Origin of the sequence: Marinobacter sp. SS21 (assembly GCF_028369065.1) — a bacterium.
GTDB lineage: Bacteria > Pseudomonadota > Gammaproteobacteria > Pseudomonadales > Oleiphilaceae > Marinobacter.
Genome location: NZ_JAQNDA010000003.1, coordinates 269,039 through 295,647, shown reverse-complemented (window position 1 = coordinate 295,647; position 26,609 = coordinate 269,039). Strand labels below are relative to the sequence as shown.

27 protein-coding genes are annotated in these 26,609 nt (G+C 58.9%); 9 read left to right on the top strand and 18 right to left on the bottom strand.

Annotated elements, in window-relative coordinates; all coding sequences use genetic code 11:
* Positions 1-34 precede the first annotated feature (34 nt).
* A complete protein-coding gene (locus N6L25_RS05820; RefSeq protein ID WP_271978811.1) occupies positions 35-1,660 on the top strand; it encodes an OmpP1/FadL family transporter in 1,626 nt (541 codons plus the stop codon).
* A 38-nt stretch (positions 1,661-1,698) separates the two neighbouring features.
* Positions 1,699-2,739, top strand: a complete 1,041-nt coding sequence (locus tag N6L25_RS05815) for a MalM family protein (RefSeq protein WP_271978810.1) — start codon at positions 1,699-1,701, stop codon at positions 2,737-2,739.
* A gap of 62 nt (positions 2,740-2,801) precedes the next feature.
* Here the strand turns inward: N6L25_RS05815 and N6L25_RS05810 are convergent, their stop codons facing one another.
* Together N6L25_RS05810 and N6L25_RS05805 are read right to left on the bottom strand one after the other, a co-directional pair.
* Positions 2,802-3,470, bottom strand: a complete 669-nt coding sequence (locus N6L25_RS05810) for a DNA-J related domain-containing protein (RefSeq protein WP_271978809.1) — start codon at positions 3,468-3,470, stop codon at positions 2,802-2,804.
* Positions 3,471-3,498: 28 nt separating this feature from the next.
* The gene (locus N6L25_RS05805) at positions 3,499-4,143 is read right to left on the bottom strand and encodes a TetR/AcrR family transcriptional regulator (RefSeq protein WP_271978808.1); all 645 of its coding nucleotides are present in this window, start codon (positions 4,141-4,143) and stop codon (positions 3,499-3,501) included.
* Between the two features lie 84 nt (positions 4,144-4,227).
* Here N6L25_RS05805 and ttcA point away from each other — a divergent pair, with 84 nt between their 5' ends.
* A complete protein-coding gene (ttcA, locus tag N6L25_RS05800) occupies positions 4,228-5,145 on the top strand; it encodes a tRNA 2-thiocytidine(32) synthetase TtcA (RefSeq protein ID WP_271978807.1) in 918 nt (305 codons plus the stop codon).
* 21 nt (positions 5,146-5,166) lie between these two features.
* On the opposite strand, the gene N6L25_RS05795 is transcribed toward ttcA, so the two are convergent.
* The 9 genes from N6L25_RS05795 to ccoN all read right to left on the bottom strand — a co-directional run bounded on the left by N6L25_RS05795 (position 5,167) and on the right by ccoN (position 13,910).
* Positions 5,167-5,850, bottom strand: a complete 684-nt coding sequence (locus N6L25_RS05795; protein WP_271978806.1) for a sulfite exporter TauE/SafE family protein — start codon at positions 5,848-5,850, stop codon at positions 5,167-5,169.
* Positions 5,850-6,086: a cbb3-type cytochrome oxidase assembly protein CcoS gene (ccoS, locus tag N6L25_RS05790; RefSeq protein WP_271978805.1), complete on the bottom strand. Its 237-nt coding sequence runs from the start codon at positions 6,084-6,086 to the stop codon at positions 5,850-5,852. Before ccoS ends, N6L25_RS05795 begins: the two co-directional genes overlap by 1 nt.
* A gap of 64 nt (positions 6,087-6,150) precedes the next feature.
* Positions 6,151-8,604, bottom strand: a complete 2,454-nt coding sequence (locus N6L25_RS05785) for a heavy metal translocating P-type ATPase (protein ID WP_271978804.1) — start codon at positions 8,602-8,604, stop codon at positions 6,151-6,153.
* On the bottom strand, positions 8,601-9,116 hold the full coding sequence (locus tag N6L25_RS05780; protein ID WP_271978803.1) for a FixH family protein: 516 nt from the start codon (positions 9,114-9,116) through the stop codon (positions 8,601-8,603). Before N6L25_RS05780 ends, N6L25_RS05785 begins: the two co-directional genes overlap by 4 nt.
* 34 nt (positions 9,117-9,150) lie before the next feature.
* Positions 9,151-10,581, bottom strand: a complete 1,431-nt coding sequence (gene ccoG, locus N6L25_RS05775) for a cytochrome c oxidase accessory protein CcoG (RefSeq protein ID WP_271978802.1) — start codon at positions 10,579-10,581, stop codon at positions 9,151-9,153.
* Positions 10,582-10,775: 194 nt separating this feature from the next.
* On the bottom strand, positions 10,776-11,666 hold the full coding sequence (gene ccoP, locus N6L25_RS05770; protein WP_271978801.1) for a cytochrome-c oxidase, cbb3-type subunit III: 891 nt from the start codon (positions 11,664-11,666) through the stop codon (positions 10,776-10,778).
* Complete coding sequence (locus tag N6L25_RS05765) at positions 11,663-11,848, bottom strand: cbb3-type cytochrome oxidase subunit 3 (protein ID WP_271978800.1); 186 nt, start codon at positions 11,846-11,848, stop codon at positions 11,663-11,665. The genes ccoP and N6L25_RS05765 overlap by 4 nt, the downstream gene beginning before the upstream one ends.
* Before the next feature lie 5 nt (positions 11,849-11,853).
* Positions 11,854-12,462 carry a cytochrome-c oxidase, cbb3-type subunit II gene (gene ccoO, locus N6L25_RS05760; protein ID WP_271978799.1) on the bottom strand — a complete coding sequence of 203 codons (609 nt, stop codon included), beginning with the start codon at positions 12,460-12,462 and terminating at the stop codon, positions 11,854-11,856.
* A 17-nt stretch (positions 12,463-12,479) separates the two neighbouring features.
* A complete protein-coding gene (gene ccoN / locus N6L25_RS05755) occupies positions 12,480-13,910 on the bottom strand; it encodes a cytochrome-c oxidase, cbb3-type subunit I (protein WP_271978798.1) in 1,431 nt (476 codons plus the stop codon).
* A 298-nt stretch (positions 13,911-14,208) separates the two neighbouring features.
* Here ccoN and N6L25_RS05750 point away from each other — a divergent pair, with 298 nt between their 5' ends.
* Entirely contained in the window at positions 14,209-14,874 is a 666-nt protein-coding gene (locus N6L25_RS05750) for an alpha/beta family hydrolase (protein ID WP_271978797.1), read from the top strand.
* Here N6L25_RS05750 and N6L25_RS05745 read toward each other — a convergent pair.
* Both N6L25_RS05745 and N6L25_RS05740 read right to left on the bottom strand, forming a co-directional pair.
* Complete coding sequence (locus N6L25_RS05745; RefSeq protein WP_271978795.1) at positions 14,871-16,718, bottom strand: sensor domain-containing diguanylate cyclase; 1,848 nt, start codon at positions 16,716-16,718, stop codon at positions 14,871-14,873. The two genes, N6L25_RS05750 and N6L25_RS05745, sit on opposite strands and share 4 nt — an antisense overlap.
* A 234-nt stretch (positions 16,719-16,952) precedes the next feature.
* Positions 16,953-17,243: an antibiotic biosynthesis monooxygenase family protein gene (locus N6L25_RS05740; RefSeq protein WP_271978794.1), complete on the bottom strand. Its 291-nt coding sequence runs from the start codon at positions 17,241-17,243 to the stop codon at positions 16,953-16,955.
* Between the two features lie 125 nt (positions 17,244-17,368).
* Between N6L25_RS05740 and tusA the strand changes: the two genes are divergently transcribed.
* Positions 17,369-17,608 (top strand): sulfurtransferase TusA, encoded by a 240-nt coding sequence (tusA, locus tag N6L25_RS05735; RefSeq protein ID WP_271978793.1) that lies wholly within the window; start codon positions 17,369-17,371, stop codon positions 17,606-17,608.
* Here the strand turns inward: tusA and dsbD are convergent.
* The gene (dsbD, locus tag N6L25_RS05730) at positions 17,589-19,457 is read right to left on the bottom strand and encodes a protein-disulfide reductase DsbD (RefSeq protein ID WP_271978792.1); all 1,869 of its coding nucleotides are present in this window, start codon (positions 19,455-19,457) and stop codon (positions 17,589-17,591) included. The genes tusA and dsbD overlap by 20 nt on opposite strands.
* 166 nt (positions 19,458-19,623) lie before the next feature.
* Between dsbD and N6L25_RS05725 the strand changes: the two genes are divergently transcribed.
* The 3 genes from N6L25_RS05725 to pdxB are packed head-to-tail and all read left to right on the top strand — an operon-like array spanning position 19,624 to position 22,686.
* On the top strand, positions 19,624-20,154 hold the full coding sequence (locus N6L25_RS05725; RefSeq protein ID WP_271978791.1) for an elongation factor P hydroxylase: 531 nt from the start codon (positions 19,624-19,626) through the stop codon (positions 20,152-20,154).
* A 22-nt stretch (positions 20,155-20,176) separates the two neighbouring features.
* Complete coding sequence (locus N6L25_RS05720; RefSeq protein ID WP_271978790.1) at positions 20,177-21,523, top strand: DEAD/DEAH box helicase; 1,347 nt, start codon at positions 20,177-20,179, stop codon at positions 21,521-21,523.
* A gap of 17 nt (positions 21,524-21,540) precedes the next feature.
* Entirely contained in the window at positions 21,541-22,686 is a 1,146-nt protein-coding gene (pdxB, locus tag N6L25_RS05715; RefSeq protein ID WP_271978789.1) for a 4-phosphoerythronate dehydrogenase PdxB, read from the top strand.
* Positions 22,687-22,712: 26 nt separating this feature from the next.
* Here the strand turns inward: pdxB and N6L25_RS05710 are convergent, their stop codons facing one another.
* The 4 genes from N6L25_RS05710 to N6L25_RS05695 all read right to left on the bottom strand — a co-directional run bounded on the left by N6L25_RS05710 (position 22,713) and on the right by N6L25_RS05695 (position 25,824).
* Positions 22,713-22,892, bottom strand: a complete 180-nt coding sequence (locus tag N6L25_RS05710; protein WP_334312385.1) for a PA1571 family protein — start codon at positions 22,890-22,892, stop codon at positions 22,713-22,715.
* Positions 22,893-23,119: 227 nt separating this feature from the next.
* Complete coding sequence (gene htpX, locus N6L25_RS05705; RefSeq protein WP_271978787.1) at positions 23,120-24,001, bottom strand: protease HtpX; 882 nt, start codon at positions 23,999-24,001, stop codon at positions 23,120-23,122.
* A 108-nt stretch (positions 24,002-24,109) separates the two neighbouring features.
* A complete protein-coding gene (locus N6L25_RS05700; protein ID WP_271978786.1) occupies positions 24,110-24,598 on the bottom strand; it encodes a hypothetical protein in 489 nt (162 codons plus the stop codon).
* An 11-nt stretch (positions 24,599-24,609) separates the two neighbouring features.
* Positions 24,610-25,824 carry a pyridoxal phosphate-dependent aminotransferase gene (locus tag N6L25_RS05695; RefSeq protein ID WP_271978785.1) on the bottom strand — a complete coding sequence of 405 codons (1,215 nt, stop codon included), beginning with the start codon at positions 25,822-25,824 and terminating at the stop codon, positions 24,610-24,612.
* A 298-nt stretch (positions 25,825-26,122) separates the two neighbouring features.
* On the opposite strand from N6L25_RS05695, the gene N6L25_RS05690 reads away from it, so the two are divergent.
* Positions 26,123-26,608 (top strand): glutathione peroxidase, encoded by a 486-nt coding sequence (locus N6L25_RS05690; RefSeq protein ID WP_271978784.1) that lies wholly within the window; start codon positions 26,123-26,125, stop codon positions 26,606-26,608.
* The last annotated feature ends 1 nt before the right edge of the window (position 26,609 follow it).

Genomic DNA, 26,609 nt, shown 5'->3' with positions numbered 1-26,609 from the left:
GAGCTGATGGCGCATTCGGGAAGGGAATAATCTCATGGCAATGCTGAGCCGAAAAAAACAGTTTCTCGGGTTGATGGTGGCTGCTAGCGTCACTTGCGGTGCTCACGCGCAAATGACGCAGAACCTCACCATCCACCCCAAGGCGCTGGCGCTGGGGAACGCCGTTACGGCGGACCCCCCTGGTGTGATGGCCATTCATTACAATCCGGCGGGATTGAGTAAGCTGGATGACCGGCAACTCGAAGTAAACCTGATGAGTGTTTACCTCGACATCGATGCCGACTTCCACGCCCCTGACGGCTACGAAATCTTTGGGATAGACGGTCTGGAGATCGATCCCAATACCGGCGAGCAGCGGGACCCGGTAGCCAATTCTCACAGCCATACCAACAACGTTGCATTGTATGTGCCCGGTTACGGCATCCTGCGAACGCCACCGGGGCCAGCCATAGCCCCGTCTGCGGGGATCAGCATCAAGCGCCCGGGGTCCAAACTGACCTTTGGTAACGCCTTTTACCTCCCGATGGCCGCTGGCTTCTATCGCGATGCGGATGATCCCGGCCGTTATCAGCCCAGGGCGACCGCGCTACAGCGGACAACCTACCTCTCTCCTACGGTTGCCTACGAGATCAACGATGAATGGGCCGTTGGCGTGGGTATCCACCTGTCCCACATGGGGATCGCGGCAGACCAGTTCATGCGTGCCCCCAACATGCTGCTGGGTGTGGCGGAGATTCTCCAGGATGCGTTTAACTGCGAATCCGGCAATGAGCCCCTGCAGCCGTGGATTGCCCTGTGTGGGGGTAATGTCGGTCCCTGGGACGATATCGGTGCGCTTAACATCAACGTCCAGGAGACCCTGTCGCCAACCTATGCGGTGGGGGTGATGTGGGAGCCCACCGACTGGTTCAGTTGGGGCGCCAGTTATACCTCCGAAGCGGACATGAATCTCAAGGGCAGCTTTGAGATTGAATACACCGACGACTGGTCCGGGTTCTGGCAGCGACTCAACGGGTCGGTTATTGGGGCGATCACCTCGGCCATTCTCAGCCTGCCCTCGGGTGCCCCCAGGGAGGCGGGGAATGTGAGTATGGATCTGGTGTATCCCCAGCACTTTCAGACCGGGATCAGCGTGGATGTCCATCCCAAGTTGACCCTGAACGTGGATGTTGGCTGGACCGATTACAAGCAATGGGACGCCTTTGTGTTCCAGTTTGATCGCAACCTGGAATTCCTGAATGCGGCGCGAATCCTGTCGCCGGACAACGCCACCTCCAATTCGCTACGGCTTCCACTGGGCTTCACGGACCAATGGAACTGGGCCTTTGGAGCGGAGTTTCACGCCTCTTCGCGGCTCGATTTACGGGCGGGGGTGGAGATCCGGGACTCGGTCATTCCCGATGATCAGCGCCAGATTATGGCCCCTTTCGGTGGGGCCAATCTCTACAGTGTCGGCCTGGGCTATCGCTGGGACAAGGACACCGAGATCGACATGAACCTAAGCTACCTGCATTCGATTGAGACCATCCCGGCGGACACCAGTTGTAACGTTAACTGCGACAACATTACCAACATCATCTACAACCCTTACGCCGGCCTGGACATCAAAACCTCGCTACGGGTGGTGATGGCCGGCCTCAGTTTCCGGACAAAGTTCTGATAGGGTAAGGGTTGGCTTGGATACAGGGCAGAACTGATATGGGCACGCGCCGAGCAGTGAGGCGGAGTTGTCTGGCGCTGGTACTGACACTGACGGCCGTTGGGCTGACAGGTTGTCAGTCGGCGGGCGGTCTCCAGGGGCAGGGCGCAGATTATTTCACCTGGGTGGACGAACAGGGCCGGGTTCGCCAGACCCCGATTGGGTCGAAACCGGACGAGGCGGTAGATGAGCGCCCCATCGAAGTGGTCGCCGCCCAGGCGCCAGCCCCAGCCCAACCTGCGCCAGCGGAGCACGACCAATACAATCTGGAAAATTACCCGGATGGCAACGAGTTAGAGGCAGCTGGCTTTGTCCGGGAAGGGGCGCCTCAGCCCTACTTCACCTGGCGTGATGCGCAAGGAAACGTCCGGGTAAGCTACTACCGCCCAGACACCAAGGCGATGGACGAGGACGCCACAGTCATGCCGCCCGTGGCGCTGACGCCCGCCAGTATCTACCACGCCAGTGACCGCGCGCCCTTGCAGCCTGGGGCAGGAGACACGCCAGCGGCGTTTCGGGTGCTCGGTATCGAAGCACCGAAGCAAAGCGAGTTCCAGCGCTGGGCCAGTCAATGCTGTGAGCGACTTGGGTTGATCCAGGTTGAGGAATGGCAGTCGGGACGCGAATTCTCGGTGCGTGTGGATGGCGAGTCGCCAACGCACGACTTTTCGAGCGGTCGGAGTCGGTATCGGCTGATTCGCCTGCCGCCGGACGAGCTGCCCCCGAGCTTTGTGCTGCGGCTCAGATCCTTCAACGATGAGGGTTTGTTCGTGCCCTCGGTGGCCTTTCTCGACAGCAGTCTTGAACCGGTCAGGATCGTCACCGACCTGGTTGCTGCCTATACTCCAGAGTCCTGGCACAGTCACGGTTACCTGCAAGCGTACTTGCCGGTCTTTCCGGCCCGTGGAGAGCGCTGGTTGCTGCTCTACACCAGAGACACCGATCTGAACAACCAAACCGTCGTGGATGACGGCCCCCGGCCAAGGGTCATACCGCACCGGCAAGCGGGATTGCTTGGCTTGCGCGCGACTTCGGAATGAGGACGACACTGAGGCGTCGGCGTCTTCGCTGAGGGTTATTGACCTATCCCGCCATCGCCATCTCAATCGGCGCTGGATACCTGCTGGAAGTGGGCCTTGATGAGAGCGAAGGCTTCATTGAGCGCCTGAATTCGCTGGGTGTCGCCACCCCGGTCCGGGTGTGATCTCATGACCGCGCGCCGAAACTGGCGCTTCACGGTGTCCAGTTGGTCGGGAAGACTCTCGAAGCCGAGGACCCGGGCAGCCTGCTGCAGTTCGTTCGCGTCCGGTGGTTGGCCAATCCGGCCGGACCAGAAATTGGTCATCAACCGCTCGATCGCTTGCTCCGACAGACCGTATTGGCTCAGGTCCAGATAGAACGCACGTAACCCATCGGGTGTATCCGGTAGTCCATTGCCGGCGACCGTGGTATTGGCGCCCAGTTGAATGCGCAGTGGTGAAATTGCCAGGGATTCGCCCCGTGTGGCTACCTGATCCCGCAGCCGGTACAGGGTGTGGAACACCAGGAAGTGCACCGGGTAAAGTTGCGCCGGCGTTGAGAAATCGACTGCTGCCAGCAGGTGCCAGGGATCGGCTTGCAAGGTCTTGATCAGATCCAGCTCGGATATGCCCGCAGGATGATCCCGTAGCACCCTTTCAATCGCGACCAGTAGCTGTTGGACCAACTCAGACAGCAAGTGTTGACCGGATGGATCCTCAGGCGACTGGGGTAGTGCGTTGCTGGCGTTCATGGCCAACAGGTTACTGGAGAGCGAGTGGTCATGAAAGCTCTGTCATATGCTCCAGGCCGCCGAGAAACAGGCGTGAGGCAAATTTTGCCGCTCGGCGGGATTCGAGTTCTCCGGCCTGCGGATCGACGTTAGCCCGGTGCGCCACTTTGACCGACAGTTCCAGCGCCACGCCGAAGAAGGCCGCACAAAGGTAATCGACATCCACCGAGGGAAGCAGACCGCGGTCGATGGCTGAGCGCACGTCATCCTCCAGGCTCAGCATGGTGAGGCCCATGATGCCGGAGCCAAACAACTTCTTGATTGCCTGATCATTGCGGTGCGCCAGTTCGTATACCAGCGGGTCTCGCGCCGTGGAACGAAACAGGGCCAGGTAGGTGGATTCGATGAACTCCTCGGTCGTGTCGGCGCTTCGCCTCAGTTGGCTGAGGGCGTCGTTCTGATGATTGAGGAAATCGGTCAGCAGGGCGACAAATATGTCCTCTTTGCTGGCGAAATAATTGTAGAAGGTACCGGCGGCGAGTCGTGTCTGGCGCACAATGTCGCGGATGGTGGTGTTCTCGAATCCTTTTTCACGAAAACAGGTGCGCGCGGCCTCCAGAATGGCTTTGCGGTTGTTGATGCGATTGCGTTCCCGCTTGCCCAGCGGACGGTGGTGGGTTTCCAGTATATCCATAACTGTATCCTGTCCTTGGATTTCAGGCCCGAGTATAATGCCTCGCTCATTGACCTATCGAACTTAGCATGTAGGCCTGACGTAATGACTGTGTCTGACGACGTATCCACGACCAAGCCGTTCGAACCGCCGGCGGCGGAAGCGGCCCAGAAACAGAAGCTCGAACTCAACAAGCTCCAGAAGCGCCTGCGCCGGGATGTGGGGCAGGCCATTGCCGATTTCTCCATGATTGAAGCTGGCGACAAGGTCATGTGCTGCCTAAGCGGCGGCAAAGACTCCTACGCCATGCTGGATATCCTGCTCAATCTGCAGAAAAGTGCGCCGGTCTCCTTCGAGCTTATTGCGGTCAACCTGGATCAAAAGCAACCTGGATTTCCCGAAGAGGTTCTGCCGGAATACTTGGCCAAGCTAGGTATTGAGTATCATATTATAGAAAAAGATACTTACAGTATTGTCAAAGAAAAAGTTCCCGAAGGGAAGACCACCTGCGGCCTTTGCTCACGGCTACGTCGTGGAATTCTCTACAATTTTGCCGAAGAGCATGGGGTCACAAAAATTGCCTTGGGCCACCACCGGGACGATTTGCTGGAAACCCTGTTCCTCAACATGTTCTATGGCGGCAAGCTGAAAACCATGCCGCCCATGCTTCACAGTGACGACGGGCGTAATACGGTCATCCGGCCGCTGGCCTACTGTCGGGAAAAAGACATCGCCAGCTACGCTGTCCTGAGAGATTTTCCCATCATCCCCTGCAATCTGTGTGGATCTCAAGAGAATCTGCAACGCCAGGTGATCAAGGAGATGCTGCAGGGCTGGGACAAACAGAATCCCGGTCGGCTGGAGAGTATGTTCCGCGCCATCTGCAACGTCGAACCGTCCCACCTGGCCGACACCAGCCTGTTCGATTTTCGTAACGGTCGATTGTCGGCGGGGCGTTATGACGACGCGGTCAGTGCCGAGGCTGAGCAGGATTATGGTCGCCTGGATGTGCTGAATATCTAACTGAGCCTCCGAATTCCCCTGTCAGATCAGTGCCGAGAGCGGCAGCGTCCAGATTCCGAAGGCGATCAACAGCAGCCCCGTCAGTTTTCGGAAGCCCTGGTGTTGCTGGAGACGGCGAATGCCGGCGGCGGCATAGCCGGTGGCGAGCATGGAGGGCAGGGTCCCCAGGCCAAAGCACAGCATGGTTGCCGCCGCCGACGGTACCGAGGGCTGGAGCGCGGCCCAGCCCAGGGTGCTGTACACCAGTCCGCAAGGTAGCCAGCCCCACAGCCCCCCCAGCGCCAGCGCCTGGCTCGGTCGTTGTACCGGGATGAAACGGCGGGTGAGGGGGGACAGGCGCTGCCAGAGTGGGGCGCCCAGCTTCTCCACGTAGCGAACCCCTTGCCACCACTGCCCCATCGACAGTCCCATCAGGATCAGCAGGACTCCGGCCGCGGTTCGCAGGTACGGAGCGAGCTGTGCCCACTGGCTGGCGGCCCCGGTACTCAGAATTGCGATGAGTGACGCCAGCACCACATAGCTACCGATACGCCCGCCGTTGAACGCCAGCAACATCAGGCTCTGACGGATTCTAAAACCCCGGCCCAGGGGTAAGCTCATGGATAGGGAGGCGCTGATCCCCCCGCACATGCCAAGGCAGTGCGTGCTTCCCAGCAAGCCAATCAGAAAGGCGCTGGAAAAACCCAGGTAAAGCTCGCCCGCCATCAACCGGTGTGATCTTTGCTGGAATCGTTGACGCGGTTTGGCAGTCCATCGCGGGTGTGCTCGGCCATTGCGCCGTCGTTCCTGCGCGCCTCGTCCGGGATCAGATCCCTGTCATCGTCGTAGAGGATGCGGTGCGCAGGGCCTTCCAGATCGTCGTACTGGCCATTCTTGACGGCCCAGGAAAACAGCACGATGCCCAGGGCAACCAGGATCAGGGAGACCGGGACCAGAATCATAACGATATGCACTATCAAACCTCGTTTGGTGGGTCCCGATCGGAGAACTGCGACCGGGGACCAGCTAGGGAGCCTTTGGCCATTCTACCTCAATGTTCGGCCATGCTTCAGCTTCGGGAGCTTGCGCACGGCCAAGTCGGAGCGCGTTTAGCACCACCACCAGCGAACTGAGTGACATGCCGATGGCAGCCAACCAGGGGGGGACCAGGCCGGCGGCCGCCAGTGGCAGCGCGCACAGGTTGTAGCCCAGGGCCCAAGCCATGTTCTGGCGAATAACCCGGCGGGTGTCCTTCGCGGTGGCGAGTGCCTGGACCAGCTGTTTCAGCTGGCCGTTCAGCAAAATGGCATCGGCCCTGAGCTGGGTCAGGTCGGCAGCACTGCCCATGGCTACCGACACCCCGGCCCCGGCCATCGAGGGCAGATCGTTGAGGCCGTCACCCACCATTAGAATGTGATGTCCCTGCGCCCTCAACTGCTCCAGATGGCTCAGCTTGGCTTCCGGCGAACACTGGCCGAAGGCGTCGTCAATGCCTACCTGGTGAGCGATCCGGTCAACGTGGCCGGAACGATCGCCGCTCAGCAGGACACTGCGGATGCCTCGGTTTCGTAAGGCGGTGACGGTGCTTGCGGCATCTTCTCGCGGCTGATCGTCGAGCACAAAACAGCCCAGCCAGCGGTCCTTCGTGCCTAGCCAGATGACGATGCCGTGATGATCCGGGCAGTCCGGCACCGGGGCGTGGGTGTACTGGCGGACAAACTCGGCATGGCCGATGGCAACGGGCTGGTTCTGCCAGAGGCCTGACAGGCCCCCGCCTACATGGTTTTCGATCTGCGAGACCGCCGCTGCCCGATAGGGCCGGAAGACCTTGGCGATAGGGTGTTCGGAGGCCAGTTCAAGGCCAGCCGCGATCGCCTGGAGCTGGGCCTGATCGAGGTCGGAACAACTGTGGGTCAGTACCAGTGACAGCTCGCCACGGGTCAGAGTCCCGGTTTTATCAAATACAACGGTATCGATGGCATTCAGGGATTCCAGTGTGTGTCCCCGGCTGGGCAGGAAGCCGAGCCTGCGCAGCTTCATGGTGGCGCTGGTGATCGCCGTGGGTGTGGCCAGTGACAGGGCGCAGGGGCAGGTCACCACCAGTACCGACAGGGTGATATCGAAGGCATTGTCGGCGCCGGCCAGCCACCAGCCAAACCAGACCAGTGGTGACAGGATCAGGATACGGCTGACAAAGACCCCGGCGATGCGGTCTGCGGTTCTTGCTATGGTCGGCTTTTCCGCTTGCACCCGGTCCAGAATACGGAGAATGCCGGACAGGCGGGTGTTGGCGCCGCTGTTTTCGACGCGTACCGTCAGAGGGTTCTCGCCATTGATGCTGCCGGCATGGACCGAGTCGCCGGGAGCGCGGGTTTCGGGCAGGTACTCGCCGGTCAGGGCGGCTTCGTTCAGGGTCGAGCGACCCGACAGAATCACCCCGTCGACCGGCATGGTCTCACCGGGTTTGACTCGAATGCTGTCGCCGCGCTGCAACTCATGGGTAGCCACCAGCTCGGTATCATCGCCATTGACCCGAGCGGCGACGGTGGGCTGAACGCCCGCCAGCGCATTGCCCGTCAGGCCGGCGCGATACCGGGCCTGCATTTCAATGTAGCGTCCCAGCGACAGGAGGAAGGTGAACATGCAGACCGATTCGAAATAGACCTCGTCGCCACCGGCTGCCGTCACCCAGGCACTGGCCACGTACGCCAGTCCAATGGCGGTTGCCACCGGTACATCCATGGTGAGGTGGCGGCTGCGAAGATCTCTGAGCGCATTGCGGAAGAAAGGGCGGGCGCTGTAAAACACCACCGGAGTGGCCACCAGCAAGCTCACCCAGCGGAAAAACTGGATAAAGTCTGGCGACAGGTCATTGACCAGCTCAAAATACAGTGGAAACGCCAACATCATGCTCTGGGTCATGCCGATGCCGGCTACACACAGCCGAATCAGCGAACTGCGCTTTTCGGCCTTGAGCGCCAGTTCCGCTTCGTCAGCACGGTAGGGCTTGGCACGATAGCCCAGCTGGTGAATGGCGATCACCAGGTCGCTGAGCGATGACTGATCGGGCTGCCACACCAGCCTGGCCCGTTGGGTGGTGTGGTTGACCGAGAAGGCGATCACTCCGGGCCGATGTGCCAGGTGTTTTTCCAGAAGCCAGATGCAGGCGGCGCAGGTGATGCCCTCGATCAGCAGTTGGGCCTCCAGGCCTGCTTTGATCGGAGCCACAAACGACGATTGCAACAGCGGATGGTCCAGCTCTCTGAGCTGATCGAGCTCGGTCGGTGTGAGATCCCTGGGGGTAACGGCCGGCGCAGTTCGGTGCTGGTAAAAGCCACTCAATCCCTCGGCGTTGATGGTTTCGCACACCGAGCGGCAGCCGTAGCAGCAGAACGCCCGGGTGTCGCCGTCTAATTCGAGGGTAATGGGCGAATCGATCAGGACCGGTTCGCCACAGTGGAAACAATCCAATTCGCTCACCCGGCGTGATTGCCAGCGGCCTTGAGCATTAATGAATTGGTTGCAGGCAGGATCAGCTCGCCCTTGAGGCGCCAGTCGTTGTCTGGACCGCGCAGGTCAAGGTACCAACGGCCGTCCATGTTCCTGGGTAGCTGACCGGAAAAATCACTTTCTGAGACAGGGCTGAGCTGGATGGTACGGTCCCGTTCTTCCAGGGTAGGGTGGTAGACCTGAAGAATCAGATAGGGGTAGGCGAGGTCGGCGGCTGCTGCGTGCAGCGCCACCGCAATCTGATCATCGGAGATGTCGAGGTGGGCGCTCAGTCCCAATTCCGTGGCACGGGCATCCCGGGCCAGTTCGAGATTGATGGCCTTGCCTTCTTTGGAGTAATCGTCCGTCACCATTGCGTTTTCGGTCTTGATGGCCATGGTGATCATGAAGGCGCACCAGATGATGGCCGCTGTGGGAAAGATCAGCAGGAACCAGAACCAGGGCTGGCGGTACCAGGGGCTTACAGGGCTGTCTTGAGTCATCTTGGGTTCTCTCACGGGGGACCGTAGTCTGGTATTAGTCTCTGGGGCCGACAAATCGGCTTTCGGTTTCGACCGTCACCGTGGCATCGGTGAGGGACTGAAGCCGGAAGGTGATGGTGTTATTGCTGTCCGTCATTTTTTCTGGATCCACTTCCACCACCGCAGGCAGCGACAGGTGTTCGCCACTGGCCACCGAGACGTCCGTGCGCGAGGTCAGCGTCAGGGTCTCCAATCCGGATACCGAAACCCGATAGGTTTGCGGTATTTCACTGAGATTGCTGACCTTGAGGGTGTAGGAGTTTTCAACCATTCCGCGGCCGTTGTAATTAAACAGCGCGCCCCGGTCCCGCAGGACATCCAGTTCCGCTGACACCCGGGTGGTGAGGGTAAAGACAATGGCACCGATCATCAAACCGAGGGCCGCGCCATAGCCGAAGGTGCGTGGCCGCATCAACTTTGAGGTCATGCCCTCAAGCTCGTTTTCGGTGGTGTAGCGGATCAAGCCGCGGGGATAGTCCATTTTATCCATCACGCTGTCGCAGGCGTCGATACACAAGGCGCAGCCGATACACTCGTACTGCAGGCCGTCGCGAATGTCGATGCCGGTGGGGCAGACCTGGACACAGAGTCCGCAGTCGATGCAGTCCCCCAGGCCAAGATCGTCCTTGCTGGCGGATTTCTTGCGCCCGCCCCGGGGTTCGCCGCGATTGGGGTCGTAGGACACCACGCGGGTATCGGCATCGAACATCACCGACTGGAAACGCGCATAGGGGCACATATACAGGCACACCTGCTCCCGCATCCAGCCGGCGTTCAGGTAGGTGGCCGCGGTGAAGAAAATCACCCAGAAATACGCCCATCCATTGGCATCAAACGCAATCAGGTCGATGGCGAGTTCGCGGATGGGGTAGAAATAGCCAACGAAGGTCAGGCCGGTGGCCAGCGCAATGGTTAGCCAGGCGGTGTGCTTGAGTGACTTTTTGACCAGTTTTTCGGCAGAGTGGGGGGCTTTGTCCAGCTTCATGCGTTTGTTGCGGCTGCCTTCAATACGCTCTTCCACCCACATGAAGATAAAAGTCCACACGGTCTGAGGGCAGGTATAGCCGCACCAAACCCGGCCAAACAACGTGGTAATAAAGAACAGGCCGAACGCCGCAATGATCAGCATGCCCGATAGCAGGAAAAAATCCTGGGGAAAGAAGGTGACACCGAACAGGTGAAACTCGCGGGCGGGAAGATCGAAGTGAATCAGCGGTTGGCCGTTGACGGTGATCCAGCAGAACAGGAAATACATGCCCATCAGCCCCCACAGGCTAAAAAAGCGAAGGCGCTGGAAGAGGCCTTTGACCTCCTTGACGTAGATTTTCTTTCGGCTGGCGTAGAGCTCGACGGTCTCTGGTTTGTTATTGTTGTTGGCAGCGTCAGGGTTAGGGTCGATCTGCTTTACCGGAATCTGACTGCTCATTAATACCTCCCATTGAGGGGTCAACGCGCCGAATAGCTCGGGTGCAAACCGCCACGCCAGGCTGGGTGCCGGCTTTGGGGGGGTGTGCTTGGCGTCAGTCGGGCGTTTTAAGTCTTTTCAAGCCTGTACCCGAGCAAGTCGGACACAGGGTTCAAAAGACTCGGACGCTGTCACACAGACAGCGTCCGAGTACTTTAGTTCGACAGGCTGTAGACGTAGGCGGCGAGGATATGGATCTGGTCTTCGCTCAACCGTCCGCTCTGAGCCGGCATCTGGTTTTGACGGCCGTACATGACCGTATCCTTGATGCGGTCGTAGGTGCTGCCATAGAGCCAGACGTTGTCGGTCAGGTTGGGGGCGCCCATGGCCAGCGTACCCTTGGCATCCTGGCCATGACAGGCGGCGCAGGCCTGGGCAAACACCTGCTTGCCGGCTTCGGCCGCTTCCGCGTCAACGGCGCGCTCGCTGAAGCTCAGCACGTAGTTGACCACCTGGTCGACTTGCTGGGCGTTCATGTTTGGCATCATGCCCTTGGCCGGCATGGCACCTTGGCGTCCCTGGGTGATGGTGTGGAGGATGGTGTCCGGATCGCCACCGTACAGCCAGTCCTCGTCCGTCAGGTTGGGGAAGCCGATGGAGCCACGGCCAGCAGAACCATGACACACCGCGCAGTTGTTGGCGAACAGACGCTGACCCATCTTCATGGCTTCGTCGTTCTGCGCCAGTTCCGGGATAGCGGTGTTGCCGTATTGCGCGTAGATCTCGCTGTAACGGGCCTCGGCCTGTTGGACTTCCTTTTCCCACTGGTTGTGCTGAGTCCAGCCAAACAGCCCCTTGAAGCTGCCCAGTCCCGGGTACAGCGCCAGGTAACCCAGCGCGAAGATGCAGGTGGTGATAAACAGGTAATACCACCACTTCGGCATCGGGTTGTCGTACTCCTCGATGCCATCGAAGGAATGGCCTGTGGTCCGGTCGGTTTCTGTATCCGTGGTCTGACCTTTACGGACTGCAACCAGCAGCCACCAGCAACCAAAGATGGTACCGAGCACGATCGCACTGATCCAGATGCTCCAGAAGGTACTCATTGTTTCTTCTCCGTTTTTTCGTTTTCCAGGGTACGGCGATCAATGTCGTCATCGTCAAAGGGCAGGTTTGCCGCTTCGTCGTTGGGCTTCTTGCGGCGGGCGCTGTACGCCCACCAGCAGATACCCAAAAAGGCAATCATGACCAGAAGGGTATGGATACCGCGTACCTCATTAATATCCATTGCAATCACCGTTTGGTGGAAATCACTGTTCCCAGCTGCTGCAGGTAGGCAACAAGGGCTTCGATTTCATACTTGCCTTCCACCTCGGCAGTCGCATTGGCAATCTGCTCGTCGGTGTAGGGCACGCCCAGCTTGCGCATGACCGTCAGCTTGGTGGCGGTGTCAGTGTGGTCAATCTTGTTCTCGAACAGCCAGGGGAAAGCCGGCATGTTGGATTCAGGAACCACACTGCGGGGATCGAACAGGTGCATACGCTGCCAGGCATCGGAATAGCGACCGCCGACCCGCGCAAGGTCCGGACCGGTGCGCTTGGAGCCCCACAAGAACGGATGCTCATAGACGTATTCGCCGGCCACCGAGTAATGACCGTAGCGCTCGGTTTCAGCACGGAACGGACGGATCATCTGGGTGTGACAAACGTGGCAACCCTCGCGAATGTAAATGTCGCGGCCTTCTAGCTCAAGAGCGCTCAGTGGCTCCAGGCCTTCAATTGGCTCATTGGTTTCCTTCAGGAAAAACAGGGGCACCACTTCGACCAGAAAGCCGCCGCTGATGACCAGAACGATCAGCAGGGCCATGAGGCCAATATTCTTTTCTACAATGTCGTGTCTCATTGGTCTCTCTACTCCTCTCAGGCGGCCTGCGGCGTTGCGTCGTCAACCGCTACGGCATCTTTCTGCTTGATGGTCATGCGGACGTTGTAGGCCATCACAAGCATGCCGGAGACAAAGATTACGCCGCCCAACCAACGGACGAAGTAGCCTGGGCCGGAGGCTTCCAGGGCTTCCACGAAGCTGTAGGTCAGGGTGCCGTCGCTGTTAACCGCGCGCCACATCAGACCCTGCATGATGCCGTTGACCCACATGGCGACGATGTACAGGACGGTGCCCGCGGTAGCCAGCCAGAAATGCAGGTTGATCAGTGCGGTGCTGTACATCTCACGCACGCCCCACAGCTTCGGAACCAGATGGTAGATGGCACCGATACTGATCATGGCAACCCAGCCCAGGGCGCCGGAGTGAACGTGACCGATGGTCCAGTCCGTGTTGTGAGAGAGCGCGTTAACCGTCTTGATGGCCATCATCGGACCTTCGAAGGTGGACATGCCGTAGAACGACAGGGACACCACCAGGAAACGCAGAATCGGGTCGGTGCGCAGTTTGTGCCAGGCTCCGGACAGGGTCATCATGCCGTTGATCATGCCGCCCCAGCTCGGTGCCAGCAGAATCAGGGACATGACCATGCCAGCGGTCTGAGCCCAGTCGGGCAGTGCGCTGTAGTGCAGGTGGTGACCACCAGCCCAGACGTAAGTGGCGATCAGTGCCCAGAAATGCACGATGGACAGACGGTAGGAATAAACCGGACGACCCGCCTGCTTGGGAACGAAGTAGTACATCATGCCCAGGAAACCAGCGGTCAGGAAGAAGCCTACTGCGTTATGGCCCCACCACCACTGCATCATGGCGTCGGTTACGCCGGCATACAGGGAGTAGGATTTGAACGCGCTGACCGGCAACGCGAGGTTGTTGCCGATATGCAGTACCGCTACGGTAATGATGAACGCGCCGTAGAACCAGTTGGCAACGTAAATGTGCGGCGCCTTCCGCTTGACGACGGTGCCGAAGAAAACGATGGCGTAGGAAATCCAGACCACGGCGATCAGGATGTCGATCGGCCATTCCAGCTCAGCGTACTCTTTGGTGGAGGTAAGGCCTTGTGGCAGTGTGAGAACCGCAGACACCAGCACAGCTTGCCAGCCCCAGAAGGTAAACTGGGCCAGGCCGTCAGAGAACAGGCGTGCCTGACAGGTACGCTGTACAACATAGTATGAAGTTGCAAACAGGGCACTTCCACCAAAGCCGAAGATGACGGCATTAGTGTGCAGCGGCCGTAGCCGGCCGAAGTGGGTAAAGGGCAGGTCCAGGTTTACTGAGGGCCAGACGAGTTGTGCTGCAATCAGCACACCCAGGCTCATCCCGATAATACCCCATACCACTGTCATGATGGCGAATTGTCTCACCACCTTGTAGTTGTATGTCAGGTTTGGATTTACTGTGCTCATAGCCTTACCAATGGATTTAGAGTGGGGAAATGTGCGGGCGCAAGTATGGAGAAACCGTGACGGCTTTGCAATGACTCAGGTCAAGTCGGCGGCGCCCGTCAAAATCACTCAAATCAGCAACCTGGGCCGTAATGTCTAAGGAGAACCGTGACTTGGCCGTGGTAAGCTGAGCGCTCCCGACTGAACGAAATTGACGACGGGATCGGGCCGGCAGGGCTCGTTGATTTCTCAGGGTTCCTTAGTGTATCGAAAGTGTGTCGAAAGGATAATCGTAAATGGAGGTCAGGTGAATTCTACAGTGGGATATACGACTAAAGCGCAAGGTGGTGATTCCGAAGCGGTCCTGCTGCTCGCGCACGGCGCCGGCGCGCCGGCGGATTCGCCGTTTATGGTGCAGCTGGCGGCAGCCCTGGCCCGGCGTGGGGTGAGCGTGGTGCGGATGGAGTTTCCGTACATGCAGAAGCGGCGGGAGGACGGTCGCAAGCGTCCGCCGGATCGAGCGGAAAAGTTGCTGACCAGCTTTCGTGATCACATCGCCCGGCAGCGAGAGGAAATCGGACCGGAAACGCCGTTGTTTATTGGCGGTAAGTCCATGGGCGGGCGTATGGCGAGTTTGTTGGCCGCCGAAGCGGAGGACTGCGGATCGTTCAAGGGCACTCTGTGTTTTGGATACCCGTTTCATCCGCCGGGGAAGCTCGACAAGTGGCGGGTGGCTCATTTTGCTCACCTCTGGTGTCCGGCCTGTGTGATCCAGGGAACCCGCGATCCATTCGGCAAACCTGAGGAAATTCGGGAGCGGCTGGAAGGGGAGCTGCCCTTCGAGTTGCATTGGCTGCAGGGTGGTAATCACGATTTTCAGCCGTTGAAGGCATCCGGCCTGAGCCAGGACGACCTGATCGAAGAGGCGGCGGAGCTGGCCACCCGCTTTATTCGACGCGTTCTTGAATGCGATTCGCCGGCCTAATCTGCGGTAACCGCGAGGGCCGTTTCGGTGCGGTTTCTGCCGAGGGCTTTGGCGCGGTAAAGCGCCTGATCCGCACGTTCGAATAAATGCCGCTCGGTTTCCCCCGGTGTCGAGGTGGCAATGCCTGCGCTTAGCGTGAGGCGAACACGTTGGCCTTCCTCTCCAACCATCGCCACTCGCGACATATCGTCCAGAATTTTTCGGCAAACCCGGTGGGCGCCGCTTTCATCGGTATCGGGTAGTAACAAGGCGAATTCCTCGCCGCCGAAGCGCGCCACGACATCCTGAGGGCGATGAATGTTCCGGGCAAGTACCTCGGCGATGGCGGCCAGACAGCGATCGCCAAAGGCATGGCCATAGCGATCGTTGACCTGCTTGAAATGGTCTGCGTCTAGCAACACCAATGACAGCGGCTTGCCAGTGCGCCTGGATTCGGCCAGCAGTTGGCTGAACATGGCGTCCAGGAAGCGACGGTTATTGAGCCCGGTAAGACCGTCCTGGGTGGTCAGTTCCTCCAGTCTCTGGTTCGCCAGCTCCAGATCCGCCATGGCGGCGCGCAATTGGGCTGTTCGTTGTTGCACCTGCTGCTCCAGGCGTAATTTTGCATCATGCTCGACGGCAAGGAGCTGATTGTTAAGCAGGCGCCAGCGTTGAACCATGGCGTAGTTCAACAGGACGATCTGGCCGCCAATGGCGGCTTGCATGGTCATTTCATGGGACAGGAAATCCGGCAGGAAGCCGAAGGCCGCCAGCGCATAGGAACTGGTTCCGAGTACCATCAGCGACCAGGACAGTACGTACCACTTGGCGTGTGCATACCCACTGCGCCATCGCAGCACGCCGATGACAAAGAGATTGCAGATGACGATCAGGGCAAACAGGGTATTGATCTTGATGGCCGTGGTGTAGTTCAGCTCAAAGACCAGTAGCAACAGCAGCAAGCTGATGGCGCTTTGCGCCGACAGTAGGCGGGACGTGGCGGAGCGGTTCTGTTTAACTTCCAGGAACGAGCGCCCGAACAGATTCATCGACAGTGCGCAGAGCGCTATCAGCAAGGGGATGGCGGTGTTGGCCATCAGTGGCATGCCTGGCCATAGATGTTGGTAGGCAAACCCGCCCATGGCGAATAGGAACAGCCCCATCGCAATCATGTAAAAGGCGTTGTAGAAATAATAGGTGGTGCGGGAACTGACGAACAGCAGCAGGTTAAAGATCGCAAATATCGAGATGGCGCCGTAGAAAAGTCCGTGGGTGAGGGTGAGATTATTGCTGTAAGAGACTAATTCGTCGGTGGTTATAAGGGACAGGGGGACGTTGAGAGCGCCGCTGCTACGCAGTTTGATGGTGATGCGTTTCGCCTCGCCTTCCTCCAGCGCGATGGGCAACAGGTAATAGCGGTAGTCTATGCCCCGGGAGTCGAACGGCCGCTGATCGCCGGTTTCGATCCGCTGATGGCCTTCGCCGCTGTCGATCATCAGCGTGACATAGTCCAGCGGGGCGTAGTTCAGCTTGAGATACCAGAATCCGGCCCTGTCAGACGGGTTGTGGACATTCAAGCGGATCCAATAGGTGGCGTCGGTCTGGGTAAACGCCAGCTCCTGTCCAGCTGCGGAGTGCCAGTTGTGAGCGCTGGAGAGCAGTTCCGGGTATTCGGCTTGCCAATTCGCATCCCCCTGTGGGATCGCCAGATAGCACAGGTAACTGAGCAGGTTTGCCCGTTGCAGCGGATCCGTCGGCGCTACCGAAGGGCATTGACTCGATTCGTTGGCGGGTGCGGCGAAAAGGCTGGCTGGCCAAAGCAGCAAGGCCAGGAGCAGCGCCGGCAACGGCAAGGTGCGGTCCATAGACACTATACCCGAGAAATGAAGGGGGCAGTGTAGCCGATCCGGATGGGTACGGATGTTAAACAGATTCAAATTAGCGCATGGAGCGGAACGGAGTGAAAATCGCCAGGCCGTTTAGGGGGGCAGGTGCGCTGGCACGGCCTGGCAGCCGTCGATTGGCCGGGGACAATCGACACGTTTCGCGTCGCTGGATGGACGCCTTGGCAAACCGATAGGGTATTGCCCCGAAGCGAGTTAGTGACCGCTCTGTTCCAGGATGGTAATTTTTTCGTCCCGATCCATCATCGGTATAATCTCCGTCATCAGGTCCTTGCGGGTTTCGGACCGGTACCAGCGGTCCCAGTCGGCGACGGAGCGCCAGTTGGCAAGGGTCAAGCGGTGGTTGGGATCCAGCGTGTCCACCAGTGTTTCGCCAGAGATGAAACCAGGGGCGCACACGGCTTGCTGGAGTATTCTGCGTGAACGGGTCTCGTACGGTTCCTCCAGGGTTTCGGCGATATGGCGTTCTATCAATACGCGAATCATGCAGAACCTCACTACTGATCGTTGGGCTGGGATCAAGGGCCCTCGTGGTGCGACCCTTTTAGGTATCTATAAACAGTAATTTAGCACGATATTTTGAATTTTCCCTGTGACAGGAGGAAGTCAGTTTGGAAACACCATCGCATGAGGCGGAGCTGGACGCGCGCGGGTTGTTTTGCCCCGAGCCGGTGATGCTGTTGCACGGCCGAATTACCGAAGTTGCCCCGGGGGACATTCTTAAGGTGATCGCAACGGATCCATCCACCACCCGGGACATCCCCCGGTTCTGCCAGTTCCTGAACCATGAGCTTGTGGCCCAGGATATTGGCGGCCCCGAGTATGTCTACTTTATCCGGCGGGGCGACTAGTGTTCAGGGCGGAAGCCTTGGCCAGGTGGCCGAGAAACTCGGCGTGGCTCATTTCGCCCAAGACTCTTAACGTCGCAGCTTCATTGCCGTCCCGCCGGAAGAACAGGATGGCTGGCGGGCCGAACAGCCCCCACTCGTTTAGCAAGGCCTGTTGCGCCGGCGTATTGTCGGTGAGATCCAGCTGAAGCAGGGTATAGGGCGCCAGGGCCTGCCGCACGTCGGGGGCTGTGAACACTTCGCGCTCCATGATCTTGCAGGAAATGCACCAGTCAGCATAGAAATCCAGCATAACCGGCCGGCCCTGTGTACTGGCGCGCCGCAGTTCCGAGCGGAGCTGCTCTGGTGACGATAGCCGCAGAAACTGCGGGTCGTCCTGCGGTTGTCCTGCGGGCGTTGCGGTTTGCATGGTAAACGGCGCCAGCGGTTTGAGTGGGTCGTTGGCACCGGTCATGGCGCCAGCCAGCAAGGCCAGGCCATAGGCAAAGAGCACCAGTCCCAGTCCTTTCCAGGTTCGCTGCCAGCCCGCCCTGGCGGTGTCGAAAGCGCCGAGCTGAACGCCGGTCACGGCTGCCAGCACTCCCCAAAGAATCAGCGCCGCCCAGTCAGCGACCAATCGTTCAATCAGCCAGATCGCAACGCCCAGCAGCATGATGCCGTAAATCGATTTGACCACGTTCATCCACTGGCCGGACGCTGGCAGGAAACGACGGCCACCGACCGCCACCAGAATGAGCGGCAGGCCCATGCCCAGCCCCAGCGCGAACAGTGCCACGCCGCCAACGACCGCATCTTGTGTGGTGCTGATGTACAGCAGGCTGCCGGCCAGGGGCGCCGAGACACAGGGCGAGACGATCAGTGAGGAAATGGCGCCAATGGCGAACAGGCTGGCCACCCGGCCTCCGGTGAGCTTGTGGCTGGCCTGGTTCAATCGGTCGCGAATGAAGCGGGGAAGCTGAAGGTCGTAGAGATTGAACATGGAGAGGGCAAAGGCGATAAACAGGGCCGCGAAACCGCTCAGCACCCAGGGTGATTGCAGCTGCGCCTGGAGGTTGAAGCTGGCGCCCAGTAGTCCTGTGATCACGCCTGCCAGGGCGTAGGTGAGTGCCATACCGAGGACGTAACTGGCGGACAGCAGCAGCGCATGTGCGGTGGTCTGGGTGTTGCGGCTGGATACCAGTGCCGAGATGATGGGCACCATTGGCAATACGCAGGGGGTAAAGGTCAAGCCGAGTCCGAGGGCGAGAAAAACCCCGGCAATGGCCAGTATTGATCGATCGGCCAGAAACCCAGCCAGGCCTGCGGCGGTTTCGGTATCCTGGGGGAGCGAGCGGGCAGTGTCCGCCGCAACGTTAGGAGACGGTTCGCTGTTTGCGGGGAAAAACAGGGCCTCCCGGGTTTGTGGCGGGTAGCACAGGCCCGCCTCGGCACAGCCCTGGTAGGTGACCTGGAAGGTGGTTTCGGTGAGGTGGTCGGGCAGCTCAACCGGAAGGGTGGCGGTAACGGGGTCGTAGAAGACCGTCACCTCACCGAAATAGTCATCTTCTGTCACCGTGCCCGACCGACTGAACGCCGGAGAGCCCATCCGAACCTGGTCATTATCGGGCTGGATTGTGATCCGGTCCTTGTACAGGTAATGTCCCGGTGCCACATTCCATGTGAGTACCAGGTTGTTGCCTTCGGTGGTGAAGTTGAATGGCAGGGCATCATCAACCGGGAGGAACTCCATCTGGCTTGACCCAAACAGACTGCCCGGCAGGGCAGCCTGGCTGGCGAAGGGTAAGGTCAAGGAGATTGCCACGAAGAACAGGGTGAACCAGTGATTGGTAAGGGTCCGGATTGCTGAGGCCATAGAGTCTGTGGTCTTTTGGTAAACTCGAAACGGTTGTCGGGTATGTGCCTGACAATTGTCGGTGCATCGGGAAGACACCGGGCTGCGGCGAAAGTTCCCTCTGGTATTGCGGGCCCTAAAGCCGCACAATAGCCGATCCATGAAGCACCATCCAACTGATCTTATCATGCTGTTCAACGACTTGTTCCGGGAACGCTACCGGACAGTTCTGGTCCGCGGCGGCGCTGAACCCGAGTATGTGCCGGAAGTTGGTGCACAGCAGCCCGCACAGGTTATCTTTGCTCACGGCTATTATGCCAGTGCATTGCATGAAATCAGTCACTGGTGCATTGCCGGTGAGCACCGGCGCACGCTGCCGGATTACGGTTACTGGTATTGTCCCGATGGCCGTACCAGGGAACAGCAAACTGCGTTCGAACAGGTGGAAGTCAAGCCTCAGGCGCTGGAATGGTTGTTTTCTGTTGCGGCGGGTTTCCGATTCCACATCAGTGTTGATAACCTGTCCGGTAATGGCGCCGCTGACGAAGCGGGCTTTAGGCGCAGAGTAAGGGCCCAGGCGAATAGGTACCTGGAACTGGGGCTGCCGGCGCGGGCTGTTCAGTTTTTTCAAACACTCAAGACATTTTATGGCACGGCAGACCGGTTTGCAGCAGCGTGGCAGGCTGACGACCCAGACGCGGCACCCGTGAACCAATGACTGCAAGGTATTCTGACTGCTTATGACAACATCGACCCCCCAGGCCACGACGCCTGCAACTGCTGAGGCAGAAGTTGAGGCTTCAGCACCCTCTACCAGCTCCGATGTGCGATTCAAGGACTTGAACCTGGATTCTCGTCTGCTTAACGCCATCACCGATATCGGTTTTACCCACTGCACCCCAATACAGGCAGAAACCCTGCCCTTTACGCTGGCTTGCGAAGACCTGATCGGGCAAGCCCAGACCGGCACCGGCAAAACGGCCGCGTTTCTGATTACCGCCATTCAGAGCCTGTTGGAAATTCCAGTGCCGGCGAAAGACCGTTTTGCCTCTGAGCCCCGGGTGCTGGCATTGGCGCCGACCCGAGAACTTGCGCTGCAGATTGCCAAGGACGCGGAGCAGCTCTGCGGCTACACCGGGCACAATGTGGTCACCGTGGTGGGCGGAATGAATTACGACAAGCAGCGAGACCAGTTGCAGAACGAGATTGTCGATATCCTGGTGGCGACGCCGGGACGATTGATCGATTTCCTCGGCTCCCAGGATGTGTTTCTGGATCAAGTCGACCTGCTGATCCTTGACGAGGCGGATCGCATGCTGGACATGGGATTTATCCCGGACGTCAAGCGCATCATTCGCAAGTGCCCGGCCAAGGAAGACCGGCAAACTCTGCTGTTCAGTGCCACCTTCAATCAGGATGTGCTCAACCTGGCCTCCATGTGGACTGGGAATGCCGAATTCGTTGAAATCGAACCGGAACAGAAGACTGCGGAACGGGTTGAACAGACGGTCTACCTGGTCAGTGAGGATGACAAGCTGACGGTGCTGGCGAACTATCTCAAGCGCCCTGGCGTGGACAAGGCCATCGTCTTTGCCAACCGGCGCGATCAGTGTCGCGACCTGGAGCAGAACCTGCTGAATCAGGGTGTCAAGGTGGCCATGATGTCTGGTGAAATCGCCCAGAACAAACGCCTTAAGACCCTGGACCAATTCAAGCGCGGCGCCATCCAGGTGCTGGTCGCCACCGATGTCGCCGGGCGCGGGATTCACGTTGATGGTGTCACCCACGTATTTAATTACAACCTGCCGGAGAACGCTGAGGATTACGTCCATCGGATCGGTCGGACCGGCCGTGCCGGTCAGCACGGAATCTCGGTCAGCCTGGCCGGAGAGGATGATTCTTTCTCCTTGCCGGTGATCGAAAAGTACATCAGCCAGAAACTGAGTGCGATCGTTCCGGAAGAAGATCTGATGGCGCCCCTCGCCAAGCCGCCAATTCCCCGTCGCCGCGGTGGCGGCGGTGGCGGTCGCAGACCGTCCGGGGGTAGGCCATCCGGAGGGCGCAGACCTCGTCAAGGCCGGAGCTGAGGAGACCGGAATACCGCATGTTGATTGTAGCCGACGAAAACATACCACTGCTGGATTCCTTCTTCGGGGATATTGGACGAATACACCGAGTTTCCGGTCGATCCATGACCGCTGAGGACGTGTGCGAGGCCGATATCCTGCTGGTCCGCTCGGTAACCCGGGTGAACCAGGCGCTGCTAGAGGGTAGCCGGGTCAAGTTTGTGGGCACCGCGACCATCGGCACCGATCATGTTGATGAAGACTGGCTGCTGTCCCGCGGCATTTCGTTCTGCGCGGCGCCGGGCTGTAACGCCAACAGCGTCGCCGAATATGTGCTCAGTGTGCTGTCGCTGTATGCCGAGCGCCGCGGCTTGGGCGACTGGAGCGAGTTGACGGTGGGTGTCGTCGGCGTCGGCAACGTCGGCGGCGAACTGGCTCGCAAGCTCGATCGCCTCGGGTTCGCCGTCAAACTGTGTGACCCACCGCGTGCGGCTGCGGAAGAGGGCGACTTCGTCGAGCTTGAAGAAGCCCTCGCTTGCGACGTTGTCACACTGCACACCCCGCTGACGTCAACCGGCGAACACGCCACCCACCACTTGATAGACGAGGCCAGGCTGTCGAGACTGGGGCGTAACCAGCTCCTGATTAACACCAGTCGCGGTGGCGTTATCGATGAATCGGCCTTGCTGAACCGTTTGGCCGGCCCTGATGCCCCAACGGTGGCGTTGGACGTCTGGCGGGGCGAGCCCGCGATTAACCCGGATCTGGTCAATCGGGTGTGGCTGGCAACCCCTCATATCGCGGGATACAGCCTGGAGGGCAAGGTTCAGGGCAGTGAGATGATCTATCAGTCGGTTTGCCGGTATCTTGGGCTACCGGCGCGTAAGAAGGCCGGGCAGTTTCTGCCAGAACCTGCGCTGAGCAAGCTGGCTTTTACCAGTTCGGCAGATGAGGTGGGTGCTGCGGTGACCGCCATGCGCTGTTGCTACGATCCTCGTCGGGATGATGCCGAGCTAAGGCGGAGCATGTGGCAAGACGAACCGCATCGAAGAGCTACCTTCGACCGGCTCCGTCGCGATTATCCGGTACGCCGTGAGTTTTCCAGCGTGAAAATTCAGCTCAAAGGCTCCAGCCGGTCATCCCAGGACACCTTTCGCGCGCTTGGCTTCAAGCTGAAAATTTGAGGTCTGTTTGCGGCTGGGTCTGAGCGTCAGGCCGTCGCCCGTCGCTCTGACGCTTTCTCTTCGCCATTCAATAGTGCTTCCAGTGACAGCCGGACCATGGTTTCTGTAATGGGGATCTCACGTCCGTCCGACAGAACAATGGCTGCACCGTTCATCCAGGATTCTGGCGATTGCTTTTGTTGTAGCACGGTATTTCCCTCTCTCATTTGTGTGACACTCCGGGATTCTGAGTTTCCACTCCTTTGGCTCGGTTCAACACTACCTTCCGATTGTGTCGGAAATATGACCTCTGCTCTGTGACGGAAGCAGCACTCTGGCCAGGAGTATGCCAGAGGGTTGGTTGGTTATCTATTGTACAAAAGGAGTGCGGGAGGGGCAGCGATACGGTCGCACCGGCGGGCGGAATGAACCCGCCGATGCAAGTGTTAAGTGGCTAAAGGGCGGCTTGCTTAAGTGCCTCGATTCGGCTGTCGAGTGGGGGGTGGGTCATGAACAGCGCGCTCAGTCCGCCGCGGGCGCCCCGGTTGATGCCAAATGCCTGGAGTGTATCGGGCATCTGATCGGGAATTTCACTTTCCTGTTTGAGTCGCGACAGCGCATTGATCATGGCGCCGCGTCCAGCCAGTTGGGCGCCGGCAATGTCGGCCCGGTATTCCCGGCGACGGGAAAACCAGAACACGATCGTGCTGGCCAGGATACCCAACACGATTTCAGCCACAAAGCTGACCACGAAGAAGCCAATACCGTGGCCTTCCTCGTTACGAAATACTACCCGATCGACCACCGAGCCAATCACCCGGGAGGCGAAGATGACAAAGGTGTTGACCACGCCTTGAATCAGCGCAAGGGTCACCATGTCACCGTTGGCGACGTGGCCAATTTCATGGCCAAGCACCGCTCGTATCTCGTCCTTGTTAAAACGGCTCAGCAGACCCTCGCTGACGGCGACCAGTGCCGCATTTCGGTTCCAGCCAGTGGCGAAGGCGTTGGATTGTTGGGCTGGGAAAATGGCGACGTCCGGCATACCGATGCCGGCATTCCTGGCCAGCTCGGCCACCGTGTCCATCAGCCAGCGTTCGGCCGGGGAATGGGGTGCGTCAATAATTCGGGCGCGGGTGCTCCACTTGGCCATGGGTTTGGACATGAGCAGGGAGATTAGCGCGCCTGCGAAGCCGAATACCGCGGCGAAGATGAGCAGGGGGCCGAACTGGAGGCCATTGGCGGCGAGATAGCTGTCGACGCCCAGCAATCTCAGGGAAATGCTGGCCACCAGAATGACCGCAAGGTTGGTGGCAAGAAACAGCAAAATTCGCATGGTTTGTCCCTTCCTGAAACGAATCGGAGCGACGGCGCTGAGGCCCTCGACACCCCATTATATCGGGATGATGTGAGCGCCCTTCAAGCGGTTAGCAGCGAAAATAATTCAGCGGGCGGCAGACCCAGCGGGGGCTTGGTGGCCGCTGAAGAGTGAGGCTTGTATGACCTGGCCAACCCTGGAAGAGTGGCCACTTCGCAATGCTTGGCGAATCAGGTAGATAAATGTGGCGTAATCCGACCGTAGGGATGGTGGCGCGGCCTCGGCCTCGGCCAAGGCGGTGGGGGCAATCTCGGCGATCAGTTCCGGACTGGCTGGCGCACTCAGGCGGACCAGGGCGGCCTGGGTCAGCACTGCCTGATCCAGGGCCTCCTGTCGGATGGTGTCGACATAACGCAGCAGGCCTTCCTCCGCCAGCCACAGCAACGCCCCAAAACAGGCCATGTGACGCCGGCTGTGCAGGCCGAACTCATCGGGTTGGTCCGGCCCCGCAATGTCTTCCACAAACAGATTCGTCCGTCTTGGGAAGGCATTGTAAAGCTGAACCAGGGCAATGGCGGTGTCTTTGTAGAACTCTTCGATGTGAATGTCGGCCATGCCCGCTCCTGTTACTGCTGGTAGCTGGATAGGAAGTGGGCCAGTCGCTTCATGGCGTCTGCCAGGGTGTCCTCTCTGGGCAGGAACACCACTCGCAGGTGCTGCCGGTCGTCGATGTTGAAGGCGGACCCCTGGACTAACAGGATGCGTTCCTGAAGCAGCAGGTCCAGCACCAGTTTCTCATCATTGACGATGGGGAAGCGTTTCGGGTCCAGTTTCGGGAACAGGTACAGAGCCCCTTTCGGTTTGACACAACTGACACCGGGGATGTCATTGAGCAATGACCAGGCGGTTTCCCGCTGTTCATACAGCCGGCCACCGGGGGCGACGAGATCGTTGATGGACTGGTAGCCGCCCAGTGCCGTCTGGATCGCGAGCTGGGCGGGAACATTGGCGCACAGTCGCATGTTCGAGAGCATTTCAATGCCCTCGATCAGGTCGGTTGCCCGGTGTTTCGCGCCGCTGATGATCATCCAGCCGGAGCGGTAGCCGGCAGCCCGGTAGTTTTTGGAGAGGCCGTTGTAAGTAAGGAACAGTACATCGTCTGCCAGCGAGGCGGTGGAAATGTGCTGGGTACCGTCATAGAGGATCTTGTCGTAGATCTCATCGGATAACACGATCAGGTTGTGTTGGCGAGCCAATTCAATGACCTGTTCCAGCAGCTCCTTCGAGTAGACTGCACCCGTTGGGTTGTTGGGGTTGATCAGCACAATGGCTCGGGTACGGCTGGTGATCTTCTGGCGGATGTCATCGAGATCCGGATACCAGTCCTGTTCCTCATCGCAGCGGTAGTGCACCGGCTTGCCGCTGGACAGCGTTACGGCGGCGGTCCAGAGCGGGTAATCCGGGGCTGGAATCAGCACTTCGTCGCCGGTATTGAGAAGCGCCTGCATGGACATGACGATCAGTTCGCTGACCCCGTTGCCGAGGAAAATATCGTCGATGTCGACCTTGTCGATGCCCCGTTGCTGGCAGTAATGCATGACCGCTTTGCGGGCCGAGAAAAGTCCTTTGGATTCAACATAACCCTGGGCCTGGGGCATGTTGTAAATCACATCCTGCTGAATTTCCTCGGGCACGTCGAGCTCGAAAGCGGCTGGGTTGCCGATGTTGAGCTTGAGCACCCGATGGCCTTCTTCTTCAAGCCGACGGGCCTCACGCAGAACCACGCCGCGAATTTCGTAGCATACGTTATCCAGCTTGGCGGACTTCAGGTAGTTCTGCATAAAGGTCGGCTTCCCGTTGGTGGTTCCAAAGATCCTATTCTATCGGAGCGGGCGAGGGCGGCAACAGGGGTGAAGTGATCAATTGTGGCGAAAACGGTACAGAACCCAGATATTTATCCGGTACAGCTCGAAACCGGGTGTTGCAATCATGCAGTGCAATTAGTATTGTGCCATATTATATTTTGCACAATATAAATTGCGGCGATTGAATTTAAGCGAACGATGCAATCGAATCCGACGAAAGAAACGAAAGAAACGAAAGAAACGAAAGAAACGAAAGAAAGGAGAGCAGCGAATCATGACCACGCAGTCGCTTTATGACATCGAAGTGCAGGACATCAAAGGCGCCAGTCATTCCATGGCGGAGTACAAGGGTAAGGTGTTGCTGGTTGTCAACACCGCCAGCAAGTGCGGGTTTACGCCGCAGTTTGAAGGCCTGCAAGGGCTGTATGCCGATCTCAATGGTCGGGGCCTGGAAGTGCTGGGGTTTCCCTGCAACCAGTTCATGAGTCAGGATCCCGCAGACAACGACGCCATCAGTCAGTTCTGTAGCCTGAATTACGGCGTGGATTTCCCGATGTTTGCCAAGATTGAGGTGAACGGGCCCGATGCCCATCCACTTTACCGCTTCCTCAAGTCTCAGGCCAAAGGCATGCTGGGTTCCGAGAAGATCAAATGGAATTTCACCAAGTTTCTGATTAATAAGGACGGGCAGGTGGTCAAGCGCTATCCGCCGACCGCCAAACCGGAAGCCATTCGAGGCGATATTGAAAAACTGCTGTGAA